The 14405-nt window shown below is 64.0% G+C and carries 15 protein-coding genes and 1 tRNA gene; 10 read left to right on the top strand and 6 right to left on the bottom strand.

Annotation, left to right across the window (positions count from 1 at the left end; all coding sequences use genetic code 11):
* Positions 1 to 22: 22 nt before the first annotated feature.
* The 4 genes from EWF95_RS08830 (at position 23) to EWF95_RS13570 (ending at position 2344) form a co-directional block, all read left to right on the top strand.
* Positions 23 to 811: a PHP domain-containing protein gene (locus EWF95_RS08830; RefSeq protein WP_142443690.1), complete on the top strand. Its 789-nt coding sequence runs from the start codon at positions 23 to 25 to the stop codon at positions 809 to 811.
* 30 nt (positions 812 to 841) lie between these two features.
* On the top strand, positions 842 to 1006 hold the full coding sequence (locus EWF95_RS13565; protein WP_185911749.1) for a DUF6757 family protein: 165 nt from the start codon (positions 842 to 844) through the stop codon (positions 1004 to 1006).
* A gap of 77 nt (positions 1007 to 1083) precedes the next feature.
* Positions 1084 to 2070 (top strand): porphobilinogen synthase, encoded by a 987-nt coding sequence (gene hemB / locus EWF95_RS08835; RefSeq protein ID WP_142443691.1) that lies wholly within the window; start codon positions 1084 to 1086, stop codon positions 2068 to 2070.
* A 106-nt stretch (positions 2071 to 2176) separates the two neighbouring features.
* Positions 2177 to 2344: a DUF7576 family protein gene (locus EWF95_RS13570; RefSeq protein WP_185911750.1), complete on the top strand. Its 168-nt coding sequence runs from the start codon at positions 2177 to 2179 to the stop codon at positions 2342 to 2344.
* 51 nt (positions 2345 to 2395) lie between these two features.
* On the opposite strand, the gene sufU is transcribed toward EWF95_RS13570, so the two are convergent.
* The gene (gene sufU / locus EWF95_RS08840) at positions 2396 to 2824 is read right to left on the bottom strand and encodes a Fe-S cluster assembly sulfur transfer protein SufU (protein ID WP_142443692.1); all 429 of its coding nucleotides are present in this window, start codon (positions 2822 to 2824) and stop codon (positions 2396 to 2398) included.
* Between the two features lie 199 nt (positions 2825 to 3023).
* Here sufU and EWF95_RS08845 point away from each other — a divergent pair, with 199 nt between their 5' ends.
* The gene (locus EWF95_RS08845; RefSeq protein ID WP_142443693.1) at positions 3024 to 4463 is read left to right on the top strand and encodes a PAS domain-containing sensor histidine kinase; all 1440 of its coding nucleotides are present in this window, start codon (positions 3024 to 3026) and stop codon (positions 4461 to 4463) included.
* Between the two features lie 33 nt (positions 4464 to 4496).
* Here the strand turns inward: EWF95_RS08845 and thpR are convergent, their stop codons facing one another.
* Both thpR and EWF95_RS08855 read right to left on the bottom strand, forming a co-directional pair.
* The gene (gene thpR, locus EWF95_RS08850) at positions 4497 to 5057 is read right to left on the bottom strand and encodes an RNA 2',3'-cyclic phosphodiesterase (protein ID WP_142443694.1); all 561 of its coding nucleotides are present in this window, start codon (positions 5055 to 5057) and stop codon (positions 4497 to 4499) included.
* A gap of 4 nt (positions 5058 to 5061) precedes the next feature.
* Complete coding sequence (locus EWF95_RS08855) at positions 5062 to 6933, bottom strand: sensor histidine kinase (RefSeq protein WP_142443695.1); 1872 nt, start codon at positions 6931 to 6933, stop codon at positions 5062 to 5064.
* A gap of 241 nt (positions 6934 to 7174) precedes the next feature.
* On the opposite strand from EWF95_RS08855, the gene EWF95_RS08860 reads away from it, so the two are divergent.
* Both EWF95_RS08860 and EWF95_RS08865 read left to right on the top strand, forming a co-directional pair.
* Positions 7175 to 8359, top strand: a complete 1185-nt coding sequence (locus EWF95_RS08860) for an inorganic phosphate transporter (protein ID WP_142443696.1) — start codon at positions 7175 to 7177, stop codon at positions 8357 to 8359.
* Between the two features lie 51 nt (positions 8360 to 8410).
* On the top strand, positions 8411 to 8830 hold the full coding sequence (locus EWF95_RS08865) for a universal stress protein (RefSeq protein WP_142443697.1): 420 nt from the start codon (positions 8411 to 8413) through the stop codon (positions 8828 to 8830).
* A 44-nt stretch (positions 8831 to 8874) separates the two neighbouring features.
* Here EWF95_RS08865 and EWF95_RS08870 read toward each other — a convergent pair whose 3' ends face one another.
* On the bottom strand, positions 8875 to 9468 hold the full coding sequence (locus EWF95_RS08870; RefSeq protein WP_142443698.1) for an IMP cyclohydrolase: 594 nt from the start codon (positions 9466 to 9468) through the stop codon (positions 8875 to 8877).
* A 125-nt stretch (positions 9469 to 9593) separates the two neighbouring features.
* Between EWF95_RS08870 and EWF95_RS08875 the strand changes: the two genes are divergently transcribed.
* Positions 9594 to 9666, top strand: a tRNA-Gln gene (locus EWF95_RS08875).
* A gap of 114 nt (positions 9667 to 9780) precedes the next feature.
* Here the strand turns inward: EWF95_RS08875 and cgi121 are convergent.
* Both cgi121 and EWF95_RS08885 read right to left on the bottom strand, forming a co-directional pair.
* A complete protein-coding gene (gene cgi121, locus EWF95_RS08880; RefSeq protein ID WP_142443699.1) occupies positions 9781 to 10290 on the bottom strand; it encodes a KEOPS complex subunit Cgi121 in 510 nt (169 codons plus the stop codon).
* On the bottom strand, positions 10287 to 12767 hold the full coding sequence (locus EWF95_RS08885; protein ID WP_142443700.1) for an ATP-dependent DNA helicase: 2481 nt from the start codon (positions 12765 to 12767) through the stop codon (positions 10287 to 10289). Before EWF95_RS08885 ends, cgi121 begins: the two co-directional genes overlap by 4 nt.
* A 103-nt stretch (positions 12768 to 12870) precedes the next feature.
* On the opposite strand from EWF95_RS08885, the gene EWF95_RS08890 reads away from it, so the two are divergent.
* Together EWF95_RS08890 and EWF95_RS08895 are read left to right on the top strand one after the other, a co-directional pair.
* Positions 12871 to 13143, top strand: a complete 273-nt coding sequence (locus EWF95_RS08890; RefSeq protein WP_142443701.1) for a hypothetical protein — start codon at positions 12871 to 12873, stop codon at positions 13141 to 13143.
* 102 nt (positions 13144 to 13245) lie between these two features.
* Entirely contained in the window at positions 13246 to 14358 is a 1113-nt protein-coding gene (locus EWF95_RS08895; RefSeq protein WP_142443702.1) for a pyridoxal-phosphate-dependent aminotransferase family protein, read from the top strand.
* Positions 14359 to 14405 lie beyond the last annotated feature (47 nt).

Here is a 14405-nt window from a genome sequence, read left to right on the forward strand (position 1 = left end):
AGCCGTGGCGGCGACGACACATATGGAACAGCCGGCCGCGGATCTCCACGTCCACACGACCGTCTCGGACGGCACGCTGACTATCGACGAGCTCCCTGCGGCCGCCACGCGGGCCGGTGTCGAGTGGGTCGCCGTCACCGATCACGACCGGATCCATCCCGAGCTCGACGCCCCGGTCACCGACCGCGACGGGATCACCATCGTTCGCGGGATCGAACTCCGCGTCGAAACCGGCGATCAGCGACTCGATCTGCTGGGGTATGGGGTCGAGCCGACCGACGCGCTCGTCGCCGAATGTGATCGCCTCCAACAGGATCGGATCGATCGCGCCCGCGAGATCATCGACTGCGTCGAGTCCCGGCTCGGCGTCGATCTTGATCTCGACCCACAGCCGGGGATCGGTCGGCCACACATCGCCAGAGCGATCGCCGAAAGCGACGCCGCCGACGGCTATCAGGAAGCCTTCGACGATCTCATCGGCAACGACTGCCCGTGCTACGTCGCCCGCGAGATCACGTCGTTTGATCGCGGGGTCGACCTGCTAACCGAGGCCTGTCCGATCGTTGCGTTGGCCCACCCGTTGCGGTATGACGATCCCACCGGCGCACTCGATCACGCGGCCGCGCTCGATGCGGTCGAACGCTACTACCCCTATGACCGCGCGGTCGACCACACCGTCGTCGACGACACTATCAAGACCCACGACCTGCTGGCGACCGGCGGGAGCGACGCCCACGACCGGACGCTGGGGCGGGCGGGGCCGCCGGCGGCGATCGTTTCACAGTTTCGACACCAGCTCGAAAAGCGGTGAGTTAAACACGGTGCAGACGTAGAGAGTGGTATGCGCTGTCATTACTGCGAGGAGGAGGCGGCGTTTGCGGCGGAGAAAGACGGGCTGAAGGTCGGGCTCTGTACGGATCATTTCCGGGAGCGGATGGAGGAGCTCACCGACTCCGCCGAGCTCGCCGACCTCGAAGACCAACTTGACGTCAACCGCACCGAGTAGCCGAGCGACGCGGTTTCCACCCACGACGGCTGTTTTGAGAGCGATACGTCTTTGGGCGGTGCGGTCGATCTCCCGATATGTCGTTTACGCCGACTGACCGGCCACGCCGTCTCCGTACCGACGGGATCCGACCGCTCGTCAGCGAGACGAGCGTCGACGCACAGGATCTCATCGCGCCCGTCTTCGTCGATGAAACCACCGACGAGCGCGTGCCGATCAGCTCGATGCCCGGCCACGAGCGCGTCCCTGTCAACGAGGCCGCCGCCCGCGTCGAGGAGATCCGCGAAACGGGCGTCGAGGCCGTCATCGTCTTCGGCATCCCCGAGACAAAAGACGACGTTGGCAGCGAGGCCTACGCCGCAGATGGTGTTGTCCAGCGCGGGATCAGCGAGATCACTGACAACACCGACGCCTACGTCATCGGCGACGTTTGTCTCTGTGAGTACACCGACCACGGCCACTGCGGCGTCCTCGAACCCCACGCCCACGACGACCCGACGCTGACGGTGAAAAACGACGAGACCCTGGATCTGTTGGCCGATATCGCCGTCTCCCAAGCCGAGGCCGGCGCGGACATGGTCGCGCCATCCAGTATGACCGACGGGATGGTCGGGGCGATCCGCGAGGGGTTGGACGAGGCGGGCTTCGAGCATATCCCGATCATGAGCTACGCCGCAAAATACGAATCCGCCTTCTACGGCCCGTTCCGGGAGGCCGCCGACGGCGCGCCAGCCTTCGGCGACCGCCGACACTACCAGATGGATCCCGCAAATCGCCGGGAGGCCAAACGCGAGGTTGCTCTCGACGCCGAGGAGGGCGCGGACGTGTTGATGGTGAAACCCGCTCTGCCGTATCTCGATATCGTCCGTGATGTCCGCGAGAACTCCGACAAACCGGTCGCCGCCTACAACGTTTCCGGGGAGTATGCGATGATCCACGCCGCCGCCGAGAAGGGGTGGCTGGATCTCGAAGCGACAGCGTATGAGTCGCTGCTGAGCATCAAGCGGGCGGGCGCGGATCTGATCTTGACCTACTTCGCCGAGGATATCGCCGAGCGGCTGTAACCGGTTCGTGAGCAAAAATCGGGATACAGCGTAGCGATTTGGGCTGTGCGAACACACAGCATAGCCGCGGTAGCGTTATGCACACACCCGGTGTAGCTATTACTGCATGAGCGAATCAACAATCTCCGAAGAAAACGCGCCGGAATGTTCGGTCTGCGGCAACCGAATCACCCAGCTGCCGACTCACCGCGTCATTGCGACGACCGGCGACGACGGCAAAGTATCGTACAAACACTTCTGTTCGGCGAGCTGTGAGTCGTCGTATCACACATAGTCGACCACAGTTCTCGTCGACAGCGGATCTCCGACCGCAGCGAGCAGCCGCTCACTCCTCGGTGATCGTCTCGCCGTAATCCTCGGGATTGAGCTCGCCCTGGTAGATCTTCGCGCCGTCTTTGGCGACCTGATTGCCCAAGACCGCACAGGGGATCCGCATCGGCGAGATCGTCACGCCAAGCATGTCGGTGATATCGTCGGTCTCCAGCTCTTCCAGTTCCGCCAGTGTCATCCCGACAAGCCGTTCGGAGAGCATGCTTGCGGAGGCCTGTGAGATCGCACAGCCGTCGCCGGTGAAGCTGACGTATTCGATCTCCTCGTTGTCCTCGCCGAGCTTCACGTCCATCTGGATCGTATCGCCACAGGAAGGGTTTTCGCCGGTATGGCTGAAATCCGGATCCTCAAGTTCCCCGTAGTTTCGGGGGCTCTTGTAGTGATCGAGGATCTGCTGGCGATACATATCGGAGCCTGTTCCCATGTTGAACGCCGATAGGCCAGTCGGCCGCAAAAGGGTTCCGGGGGCTCCCGACAGCGTCTGTGCCAGCCAGACACAGCGACCGGCAACGACTGTGCCGACCAACCACCGCAGTCGACAGCGACTGTGCCAGCCAGACGTCGCAGCCGAGATCGACTGTGTCAACCAGTAACGTCATTTGTGCCCGGCTCCGAGAAAACCCATGGACGAACAGACGCCGCCATCGGAGCTGACCGAGGCGGAGCCATCGATCGCAGGGCTGGAGACGCTGCCGACACACTCCGCGGATCTCCTGACCGTACTTGATGCCGACGGGACGATCCGCTATGAGAGCCCGGCGATCGAACCGCTCTACGGCTACGAACAGGCGGCACTGATCGGCGAGCCGGTTGCCGACTACATTCACCCCGACGACCGCGAGCGTGTGATGGACGCCTTTCAGACGCTACAGGCGGCGACAGATCACCAGGTCAAAAACATCGAATACCGCCATCAGGTGGCCGGCGACGACTACCTCTGGGTGGAATCGGTCGCATCGTCGACGCCGACATCGGAGGGGCGGTACGTCATCAACACCCGCGATATCTCGACGCGAAAAGCCCGCGACCACCGGTTTCGCGCCCTCGCAGAGGAGTACCGAACGCTGCTGTCGACCGTCGACGATGGCCTGTTCTTTCTCGATGTTGACGCCGAGGGCTCCGAGTATAACTTTCAGTTCACCCGTGTCAACGACGCCTTCGAGGAGATCACGGGGATCCCCGCCGGCAAGATCCGTGGCCGATCACCGAGAGCCATCTTCGGTGCTGAACTCGGCGAGAAGATGGTGGCAAACTACCGGGAGTGTGCCGACGAGCGCGCCTCACTCCAGTATCAGGAGGAGGTGCCCGTCGACACCGGCGCGCGATACTGGCAGACGAGTCTGACACCCGTTGTCACCGGTGGTGAGGTAAGCGAGATCATCGGCGTCACCCGCAACATCACCGACCGCGTCGTCCGTGAGCGACAGCTCCGAAGCCAGAAGGAACAGCTCGATTCGTTTGCCGGGGTCGTCGCCCACGACATCCGCAACCCGCTTGGGGTGGCACAGGGTCGACTCGACCTGCTTGCCGACGACCACGACAGCGAGCACATCCCGCCGATCAGCCGCGCCTTGGATCGGATCGACGACCTTGTCTCGGAAACGCTCACGCTTGCCAGACAGGGCCAGGTGGTCGCCGAGCCAACCCCGGTCGACCTCGATTCGGTCGTCTCGACCTGCTGGGCAACGGTCTCGACAGCCGACGCCGAGATCGACTGCGACACCGAGCTGACGATCATGGGTGATCGAAGCCGACTACAGCACATCTTCGAGAACCTGTTTCGGAATGCGATCGAACACGGCGGCAGCGACATAACGGTGCGTGTCGCACAGCGCGACCCCGACGCGTTTTATGTCGAAAACACCGGGCCGCCAATCCCCGAGAGCGACCGCGAGAGCGTCTTCGAGCCCGGTCACAGCTCGACACACGAGGGGACGGGCTTCGGGCTGGCGATCGTCAAGCGGATCGCCGAGGCCCACGGCTGGGAGGTAGCAGCCACCGAGGGGGCAGACGGCGGGGCGCGGTTTGTGTTCACCGGCGTCGATCTGCGGGAGGAAGCGTAGGGGGAGGGCAACCGCGAGCCACAGCCCGATCGATTACAGCGTGATCTCGCTGACCGTCTCGTAGACCGGCCCCTCGTCGGTCAGCGTGCTTTTGATCAGTCGAACGCTCTCGACCTGAAACGTCCCGACGGTCGGATCGGTCTCGGCGACGAGCTGTTGAACATGCTGTTTGTCGCGGGCGTCATCCATCCGGGCGAGGGTAATGTGTGGGGTGAATTCGTGATCGGCAGGATCAAAACCGAGAGCGGTCAGTTCAGCTTCGACAGCGTCGGCCAGCGCGGTGAGTTCGGCGTCGCCAGCCCCCTCGCGGACACCGGCCCAGATGACGCTGATGTACTCGGGGGAGGGAAAGACGCCAAGCCCGCCGACAGTGCAGTCGAAGGGGTCGACGCCGGCGTCGTCGACAGCGGTATCGAGGGCGGCCTCGATCTCATCGACGCGGGTCCGGTCGGTCTCGCCAAGAAACTTGAGGGTGCAGTGGGCCTGCGTTGGATCGGTGGGTCGGAGCCCCGCACAGTCCCCAAAGGGGGCTTGCACGTCCGCGACCCCGTCGGAAAGCGACGACGGGAGATCGACGCTGACGAAGAGTCGCATCCGGTCATACCCCGGTACACTCGAATCGCGCGCCGCCGTCGGCCCCCTCGGTCACCGTCAACGTCCACCCGTGGGCGTCGGCGATCTCGCTGACGATCGCCAGCCCGAAGCCGGTGCCGTCGCGGTTCGTCGAGTAGCCGTGTTCAAACACGTCCTCGCGTTCGTCTTCGGGGATCCCGGGGCCGTCGTCTTCGATATAGAAGCCATCGGGCAGCGCGCCGACGGTCACGGTGACGCTGTCGCCGGCGTGTTCGATGCTGTTTCGGAACAGATTCTCGAAGAGCTGTTGGAGCCGGGTCGGGTCGGCGTCGACGGTGCGATCGGTCTCGATAGCAAGGGTTGCGTCGGGGGTGTCGACGGTCTCCCACGCCGCGGTTGCGACCGCCTCCACGGCGACGGGCTCGCGGTCGTCGATGACGGCCCCGGCCTGTGCGAGCGTCAGGATGTCGTCGACGATGGTCTCCATCCGGTCGACCGCGTTGAAACAGCGGTCGAAAGCCTCGCTGTCGCCCGTCTGCTCGGCGGCCTCCAGCCAGCCATCGAGGACTTCCAGGGGGTTCCGGAGATCGTGGGAGACGATCCCGGCGAACCCTTCCAGCTGTTCGTTTTTGGCTTCCAACTGCTCGGTTTTGGCCGCCAGCTGCTGGGTCTTGGCTTCGAGCTGTTCGGTCGCACGCTGGCGTTGGAGCTCGTAGCTCACCCACCGGCTCATGAGCTCGACGAGGGTTTGCTCCCAGCCGGAGAACTGGTCGTCGCGCGACTCTGAGCCATAGAAACAGAAGGTGCCGTAGACGCCGTCGTCGACGAAGACCGGCGCGCCGATGTAGCAGGCGATCCCCCACTCGGTGAAGCCGGCGCGGTCGGTCTGTTCGGGCGCGTCGCGGGCGACATCGCCGAGGACGACCGCCTCCTCGGTGCTGGCGACGAGTTCGCAGTTTGTCGCCGAGAGATCGCCGACATCGCCCGACTGAATCGAGTCATCCTCGCCGGCAACGATCTCGAAATGGTAATCGGTGCCGTCGATCCGCGAGAGCGTGCCGTACTGGGTGTTGAGCTCGGTTCGACCGAGTTCGAGCAGATCCTCGACCTGCTCCTCGAAGGCGCGGTCGCGGTCGGCGATGATCTCGTACATCTCCCGGAGCACGCGCTCGCGGCGTTCGGCCGCCGCCCGCTGGCGGTAGCGATCGGTGATGTCGTAGAGATACACCGACAAGCCACTATCGGAGGGGTAAGCCCGCACGTCGAGCCAGATATCTAGCGGCTCGTAATACTCCTCAAACGTTACCGGCTCCTGTGTCTCTAAGGCCTCGTGATACTTCTCGTAGAAGGTGGTGTCGACCGCCTCGGGGACTTCATCCCAGAGATGGAGCCCTTCGATCTCGTCGGGCGTCAAATCCCGACCCATCGCGTTGGCAAGGATCTCGGTGCCGAAGGAGTTGGCGTAGGTGATCCGCCAGTCGGTGTCGACGGCGAAGACACCATCGGACATCCGATCGAAGATCGCCTCGCGCTCCTGCTCGGCGCGTTTGCGCTCGGTGATGTCGCGGCCGACGGCCCCGTAGGCGGGATCGCCGTCGTCGGGCACATCAGTGAGCTGCCGCAACGTAAACGCGTAGTGGCGTCGGTCGCCGCCGGTCGTCACCACCACGGTCTCGATGGTGGTGTTGTCACCCGCGTCGAGCGCATCGATGGCAGCCTGCAGTTTGTCGGCGTCGTCGTCGACAACTATCTCGGTGAGTGTCGGCGACGACTCGGGGTCGATGGGCGTTCGCTCGACGACCGGCTGGTTCCAATCGGCGAGCGCGCCGGTTTCATCGAAAACGAGAAACAGCCCATCGGTCACAGAAAGGAGAGAAGTGATATTGTGATCGCTCATCGAAAGGGGATATCATACTATCACAGAGCGTAAACTTAGGTGTGGTTATCGCCAGGGTGATACAAACGGGTGTTACAACCACTTCGTTCGGGCTGGCGACGCCAGCAGCAGGCCGCTTTCGACACCCACTACGACACACCAAAGTGGGGTTCTAGTTGCGGCAGAAGCGTTGTGGCCGAACCCAAACAGCCAGCCGACGATAATCCGACGAGTTAACCTACCCGAGAGCAAAGTGGGGGACGTGATTGAGGGATTGTTACTCATCGGTGTGCTCGTGGCGATGTTTGTCGGCTACAACATCGGTGGATCGACCACCGGGCCCGCCTTCGGGCCGGCGGTTGGTGCGGGAACGATCTCGAAGACCGTCGCCGCCGCGCTGATGAGCGTCTTCTTTTTCATCGGCGCGTGGACGATCGGTCGCCGCGTCGTCGACACGCTTGGTCGGGAACTCGTTACCAACCCGGATATCTTCACGCTGCCGGCCTCGATTACGGTGCTGTTTTTCATCGGCCTCGCGCTGTTTGTCGGCAACGTCTTCGGCGTGCCGGCCTCGACCTCGATGACCGCCGTCGGCGCGATCGCCGGCCTCGGCCTCGCCAGCAACGCCCTCGATTGGGCCGTCATGGGCGAGATCGTCTCCTGGTGGCTCGTCGCCCCGGTGATCGGCTTTTGGCTGTCGGCGGTCATCGGCCGGTACTTCTACGCCGCGCTCAACAAGCGGGTCGCCCTCGTTCAAACTGAGGGCCCGTTGTTGACGATCGATCGCTCAGGGCTGCTTCCGGTGATAACGTTCGGTCCGGGAACGACCAAACGGGAGATGGTCGGCACCACGATCGTCGTCTCGATCGGCTGTATCATGGCCTTTAGCTCCGGCACCAGCAACGTCGCCAACGCGATCGCGCCGCTGGTCGGCAGCGGGGCTCTGGAGATGAACACCGGCATCGTCATCGCCTGTGTCGCCGTCGGGATCGGCGCGTTCACGATCGCCCGCCGGACGCTGGATACCCTCGGCAACGACATCACCGCGCTGCCGTTGACGGCGGCGATCGTCGTCGCCACGGTGTCGGCGATCCTCGTCATCAGCCTTTCGGCGATCGGCATCCCCGCAAGCTTCGTCGTCATCGCCACGATGTCGATCATCGGCCTCGGCTGGGGGCGGGCGACCCGAACGATGCGAGCCTCCCGCGAATCGATCAGCGATCAGGCCGGCGACGCCCGCGTCACCGTTGGCTCGCTGGCCGCCGACACCGAGGGCGAGGAGCTCCCGGATATCGGCGAGGAGGATCCCGAGGATATCCCCGCGGCAGCCGACCTGTTCAACCCCTCGACGACCGCGCGGGTCATCCTGATGCAGAATGTCGTCCCGCTGATCTCGACGGTCGGCGCGTATCTCGTCTTCCGGTTCGTTCCCGTCTTCGGATTCTGAGATCGATCCCGACAGGGGCGTACTTATGCCGAGGGGCCGTGTTGGGATGGTATGGTATCACGTGTCCTTGTGCCGATGGACGACTCCGAGATGGCCGCCGGTGCCCTCAGGTTCGCGCTGTCGACGTTTCCGTCGGCGGCGGTGACCGTCCTCCACGTCGCCGGCGGGCCAACCTCCTACATGGGTGAGGCGATGAGCCTCGCGGTCGCCGACGATGTCGACGGCGCGGTCGCCGAGCGTGCCGAACCGGTCTTCGAGCGCGCCAGAGCGATCGCCGACGACGCCGACCGCGAGATCACCACCGAGGTCGAACTCGGCTCGCCGGCGAAAACGATCATCAACCACGCCGAGGGGTTTGATCTGGTCGTGGTCGGGAGCCACAGCAGCAATCTCGCCTCGCGGCTCCTGCTCGGCAACGTCGCCGAGACCGTCGCCCGCAACGCGCCGGTTCCGGTGACAATCGTTCGATGACCGACCAGCCTGACGTACTCCGCCCCGCGTTTCGGAGTTGAGTCCTACTCGCCGTTATCGATGGCGTAGCTGACGCCATCGTCGTCGACGGTCGCGGCGGCCGCACAGATCGCGTGCTCGTACTCGGCGTCATAGACCTCGCGGGCCGCCTCGGTTGCGTCGGCCACATCGAACTCGTACGCCCGGGGGCTGTCCTCCTCGTAGGTCGCCACCAGCGTCGGCTCATCGACGGCTTTGACTAACAGTGCGTCGTCGCGGACAGTGCCGATGTGTGCCGCGTCGGCGGTGACAACACCCGCGATCCGGGGCGTGTTGTAGTCGTCTTTTTCGTAGTCGAGTGCGAGCAGTGGCTCGGCGAGCGCGTCGCGGGCGGGGTAGCCCAACTCGATCTTTTCGGCGATCGGATCGACGTGAGAGCCGTTGCCGACGACGACCCACTCCTCGTCGCTGGCGGGTGGCGACACCACCTGGAGACAGTTGTACGAGACGTAGGGGTTGTCCGTCTCGGGGGCATCCGGTGTCGGTTCGACGGTCAACAGGCCATCGCGGTCGGCGATCCGGCGGTTCGGGAACGACCGCGAGGAGACGCGGTAGGCGCCGACGCCCGGCCCGACGACGATGAAACGGCCGATGTACATACTCGGTGGAGGCGGCGTGGCGGACAAATAGCTGCTGATACGTCGCTGGCGGCGTCGGGGTCGCCGCCGCCCTGCCGTTGGAACCGACACGGTTTTGTAAACCGATCCACTTCGATCCAACGCGCAGTTCCATGGGGTAGTGGCCAATCCTGTTGCCTTCTGGGGGCAACGACCCAGGTTCGAATCCTGGTGGAACTATATAGCCGTTCGATCTTTTTCGACGGTTTGCCGCGATACGAACGCGCGTCGGCCGTGCGTCAGACACACGTCAGCTGATCTCCAGTTGAAACAAAGGGGGTCAGCTAAAATCGGCTACTTTTCGACATCGAGCAGCGCGACGCGTTCGAGAACGATATCTTCCAGCTCACCGTCGACGACGGTCAGCTCACGGTCGCCGATATCGAAAAACGCCCTGATCGTTTCCGTGTCGCCGCGCGGTATGCTGTCGTCGCCGTCGTTGCTGGCGTCGGTCGCGCCGAGTAGCTCCCGCACCTGCTGTTCGGCTGCCGCTTCGTCGCCACCGCTGACAACGCTCACAACGTCTGTTTCGCCCTCATCGACACCCATTTCGAGTGCCCGGTTGATCTGTCGGCGGCCAGCCGCATACAGCAGTATCTCGACCGCGGGCTCGCGGGCGACCGCCGTCCCTTGTTCGCGGGCCCGCTCGGCCAACTCGACCGCCCGGCGGAGATGGGATTCGCCGGCGATGTAGTCGGTATCGAAACACTGGATCGCCGCGTCGGTCGCCTCGCTGATCGCGTCGATGTCGGCGAGAAAGCTATCGAGATCGTCGATGGTCGTCGTCGCGGTGACGGTTTTCATCTGAAATCACCCAAACTCGACTGGTCGTCGGTGTCGTCGCCAGCTGTCGTCCCGTTGCGGTCGCTTCCGCTCTCGTCGTTGCCACCGCCGACCGCCGCCGTCGGCGTGTCAGCCGCGCTCACGTCGTCCATCGATGGCTCCTGTCGACCGACATTTTCGAGGATGGTCTCGGCCGTCTTCTCGCGGCCGCGCAACGCGCCCAACACGACGCTTTTGTCGGCCTCCCGGAGGTCGGCGCGGCTTTCGACGCCGGCCTCGTAGAGCCGGCGGGCGCGCTTCCGGCCGACGTTGCGGACGCCAGCGAGATCGAGCAGTTCCTCCCGCACCCCGTACTCGATCCGCTTTTTCGCCTCGCGGATCCCAACGCGCGAGGAGAGCCCGAGTTCGCCGGCCAACTGCTCGGCGGCCCCAAGCAGCCACTCGGCGGTTTCGACCTTCCCGCGGATGTCGCCGGGGCCGACGCCGTACCGTTCCGTGATGCGATCCTCGTCAACCTCGCTGGCCCAGTCGTCCAGCAGCTTCGCCGTCTTCAGGGCGGCCAGCCAGTCCTCGAAGGCGACATCCTCGTACTCTGAGGGCACCCGGCCGAGGAACTCCGATTCGTGTTCGTAGCAGAGCTCAGTGTAGGTCTCTCGATCCCCGGATTTCAGGTAGAGTTCGTACATATCCGGTGTTCGACTGACGAGATGATAGAGCCCGAGCGGCGTGGGTTGCGCTGACTCCTGGTCGGTGTCGTCGCCGCTGTCGCTATCGTCGGTGCCGTCGTCGTCAACAGCATCGGCGTCGCTGTCGCCCGCTCCGTTCGATTGGAGGTCGCTTGCGGCAACGAAGCCATCCTCGGCGGCCGGTCGATCCAGATCGTCGTCCCGTTGGCTCGCGTCCGTCGCGTCCGCTGCCGCCTCGCCGGCGTGCTCCTCGGCATACCGCAGGCCGTCGATGATCTCGGCCGCGCTCATCGGATCGAGGTAGAGCCGCGAGACGGTGTGGCCGATGTTGGTCGCGCGGATCGTGTCATCCTCGCGCTCGATGAACTCGTTGCGCTCCAAATAGGCGAGAACGGTGTCGGTCACGGTCGCCAGCCGGCCCTCATCACCGGTTTGGGTCGCATACAGTGTCGCGTCGAGGAACTCCAGCAGTGCCTCGCGGCTGTTGGCAAACCCCGAGGAGATCGTCGCCAACAGATGCGTTCGCAGGGCGGGTTCGGCGGCCAGTTTCGACTGGACAGGGTCGGGGTCGGCCCAGACGTACCGCTCGAAGAGTTCGTCCATCGTCTCGGTGTCCTTGGCGAGTAAGACGGCCTCGCCGTAGGGATCGAGTCCGGGGCGGCCAGCCCGGCCGCACATCTGGTGAATTTCGAGTGTGTCGAGGGGCTGCATCCCGCCGAACTCGCCGTCGTAGCGTCGCCAATCGCGGACGATCACCCGTCGGCTCGGCGTGTTGACGCCGGCTGCAAGGGTCGGCGTCGCACAGATCACTTTGAGCAGTCGATCACGAAAGGCGTCCTCGACGAGGCTGCGATGCTCCGCGGCGAGTCCAGCGTGGTGGAACGCCGCGCCGCCCTCGACGCAGTCGGCGAGGTCGTCGCTCGCGTCCGTATCGGAGACCTGCCGGATCTCGCCTGCGAGCTCGCGGAGATCGGCGCGCTCCTCGCCCGTGAGGTGAGATTCGACGACGCCGGCCTGTCGATCCGCCGCGGACTCCGCGTTGCGCCGGGAGTTGACAAAGACGAGCGTCGAGCCACCCTCCGCGAGAGTGTCGTCGACGAGGGCTTCGGTCTGTCGCTGGCTGCCCGCGACCGGCACCTCGCGCTGGCTGCCGTCGTCGAAGTTGATCGCGTTGCCGTAGTGGACGCCCATCCGGAGATCGATGGGTCGCCAGTCGGACTGCACCAGTTCGGCGTCGAGCCAGTCGGCGATTTCGTTGGCGTTGCCGACGGTCGCCGACAGCGCGACGGTCTGGAGATCGGGGTTGATCCGGCGGAGTTTGGCGAGCGTCACTTCCAGCGTCGGCCCGCGGTTTTTGTCGTCGACGAGGTGGACTTCGTCAGCGACGACACAGGAGAGGTCGTCGATCCACGGCGCGTTGTTGCGGATGAGCGAGTCGACCTTCTCGCTGGTGGCGACGATGATGTCGCGGCTGGCCAGCCACTCGCCGCTGGCCTCGTAGTTGCCGGTCGAGACGCCGACCGAGAACCCCTCGTCCTCCCAGCGTTCGAACTCGGTCTTCTTCTCGCTGGCGAGCGCGCGCAGCGGGACGATGTAGAGGGCGGTGCCACCGCGTTGGATCGCCGACAGCATGGCGAGTTCGGCGATCAGCGTCTTCCCGCTGGCGGTCGGCACGGAGGCGACGAGGCTTTGGCCCTCGGTCAGCCCGGCCTCGACGGCCTCGGCCTGGGGTGGATACAGCTCCTCGATCCCCTCGCCGGCGAGGTGGTCGGCGACACCCGGCGGTAAGTTGGGGATCTCGGCTGGCTTCATTAGCGTCTCTTGGCTGGTGGTGGGGTTTAAATTTCCGGAGTCATGGATATCGACCGGCCTGCTGCAGAAACGACTATATGTAATTCTGCGATGAGATAGAGGTATGGATCGAGCCAAAGGCGGCGTTGTGTTGTCTCTCGTGTTCGGGGTCACGGCAACCGTGTGGGCGGTTGATGGACTTGTCGCTGGGGGTGCCACCGCTGCAAACCTCCTCGTGCTCATCGGCGGCGGTATCGTCGTTGGAACTACCCTCTGGACGATACGTCAGGAGGGCGACGACAACGTTGCGCACTACCGGGAACGGCGGGGGCTGTTCTGGCTGGTCGCGCTTGCAACACTGAGTTTCGTCGTTGGCACCGGACTGCAGTTCTGGTAGCTGTGAATGGGGGTGATTTGCGATCGCCGGCCCACCCTCTCACGATGGTATCAAAACTACCATGCCCTCTCGCTGACGACCTACTGGTACAAGGTGGATTCCGTGACGAAAAAACAAGAGTACACTGACGATTACCCCGAGAAGACGCTGTACATCCCCGGCCCGACGGAGGTACGGGAGGACGTGATCGAGGAGATGGCCCAGCCGATGTTCGGCCACCGAATGGATCGGATGACCGACCTCTACACCACGATCGTCGAGGACACCAAGGAGTTCCTCGGCACCGACAACGAGGTCATCATCCTCACCGGCTCTGGCACCGAGTTCTGGGAATCCTCGACGCTCAACCTCGTCGACGAGGACATCCTCGTCCCGACCTGCGGCAGCTTCAGCGAGCGCCACGCCAACGTCGCCGAGCGTCTCGGCAAGAACGTCGACCGCCTCGAATACGAGTGGGGCGAGGCCATCAAACCCGAAGACATCCGCGAGGAACTCGAATCCAGCGACAAACACTACGATGTCGTCGCCACGGTCATGAACGAGAGTTCGACCGGCATCCGCAACCCAGTCGAGGAGATCGGCGATGTCGTCGACGAGTACCCCGATACCTACTTCGTCGTCGACGCGGTCTCCTGTCTCGGCGGCGACTACGTTGACATAGATGAGCATGGGATCGACGTGATCTTCGCCTCGACCCAGAAGGCCTTCGCCATGCCACCGGGCCTCGCCATCTGTGTCGTCAGCGACGAGGCCTACGAGCGTGAACTCGCCAAGGACGAAGCCTCGTGGTACGGCGGCTTCCAGCGCTGTCTCGACTACTACGACCGGAAGGGTCAGACCCACTCGACGCCCGCCATCCCGATCATGCTCGCCTACCGCAAGCAGATGAAACGCATGCTCGATGAGACCCATGAGGGCCGCGCTCAGCGTCACACCGAGATGGCCGAGTACGTCCAAGACTGGGCCGCCGAACACTTCGCCATGTTCCCCGAGGAGGGGTACGAATCGAAGACGGTCGCCTGTATCGAGAACACACAGGACATCGACGTGGCTGCGACCATCGAGCAGGTCAGCGAGGAGTACGACATGGTCTTCTCGAACGGCTACGGCTCGCAATTAGGTGAAAAGACGTTCCGCATCGGCCACATGGGCGAACACACCGTTGAGTCGATCAAGGAACTCACCGACGCGATCGAAGACGTAGCTGATCTGTAGGCGTCCTCCTCGTTTCTCTCTGTGACCCTTCGCGTGCAACACGGCTA

Origin of the sequence: Halonotius roseus, assembly GCF_006861655.1 — an archaeon.
GTDB lineage: Archaea > Halobacteriota > Halobacteria > Halobacteriales > Haloferacaceae > Halonotius > Halonotius roseus.

What these genes read in the sequence shown, in the direction of transcription:
- EWF95_RS08845 (WP_142443693.1), top strand. Translation starts at nt 3,024, where the DNA reads ATGGACGAACAGACGCCGCCATCGGAGCTGACCGAGGCGGAGCCATCG.
- EWF95_RS08870 (WP_142443698.1), bottom strand. Translation starts at nt 9,468, where the DNA reads ATGTACATCGGCCGTTTCATCGTCGTCGGGCCGGGCGTCGGCGCCTAC.
- cgi121 (WP_142443699.1), bottom strand. Translation starts at nt 10,290, where the DNA reads ATGAAAACCGTCACCGCGACGACGACCATCGACGATCTCGATAGCTTT.
- EWF95_RS08885 (WP_142443700.1), bottom strand. Translation starts at nt 12,767, where the DNA reads ATGAAGCCAGCCGAGATCCCCAACTTACCGCCGGGTGTCGCCGACCAC.
- EWF95_RS08855 (WP_142443695.1), bottom strand. Translation starts at nt 6,933, where the DNA reads ATGAGCGATCACAATATCACTTCTCTCCTTTCTGTGACCGATGGGCTG.
- thpR (WP_142443694.1), bottom strand. Translation starts at nt 5,057, where the DNA reads ATGCGACTCTTCGTCAGCGTCGATCTCCCGTCGTCGCTTTCCGACGGG.
- hemB (WP_142443691.1), top strand. Translation starts at nt 1,084, where the DNA reads ATGTCGTTTACGCCGACTGACCGGCCACGCCGTCTCCGTACCGACGGG.
- EWF95_RS13570 (WP_185911750.1), top strand. Translation starts at nt 2,177, where the DNA reads ATGAGCGAATCAACAATCTCCGAAGAAAACGCGCCGGAATGTTCGGTC.
- EWF95_RS08890 (WP_142443701.1), top strand. Translation starts at nt 12,871, where the DNA reads ATGGATCGAGCCAAAGGCGGCGTTGTGTTGTCTCTCGTGTTCGGGGTC.
- sufU (WP_142443692.1), bottom strand. Translation starts at nt 2,824, where the DNA reads ATGGGAACAGGCTCCGATATGTATCGCCAGCAGATCCTCGATCACTAC.
- EWF95_RS08865 (WP_142443697.1), top strand. Translation starts at nt 8,411, where the DNA reads ATGGTATCACGTGTCCTTGTGCCGATGGACGACTCCGAGATGGCCGCC.
- EWF95_RS08830 (WP_142443690.1), top strand. Translation starts at nt 23, where the DNA reads ATGGAACAGCCGGCCGCGGATCTCCACGTCCACACGACCGTCTCGGAC.
- EWF95_RS13565 (WP_185911749.1), top strand. Translation starts at nt 842, where the DNA reads ATGCGCTGTCATTACTGCGAGGAGGAGGCGGCGTTTGCGGCGGAGAAA.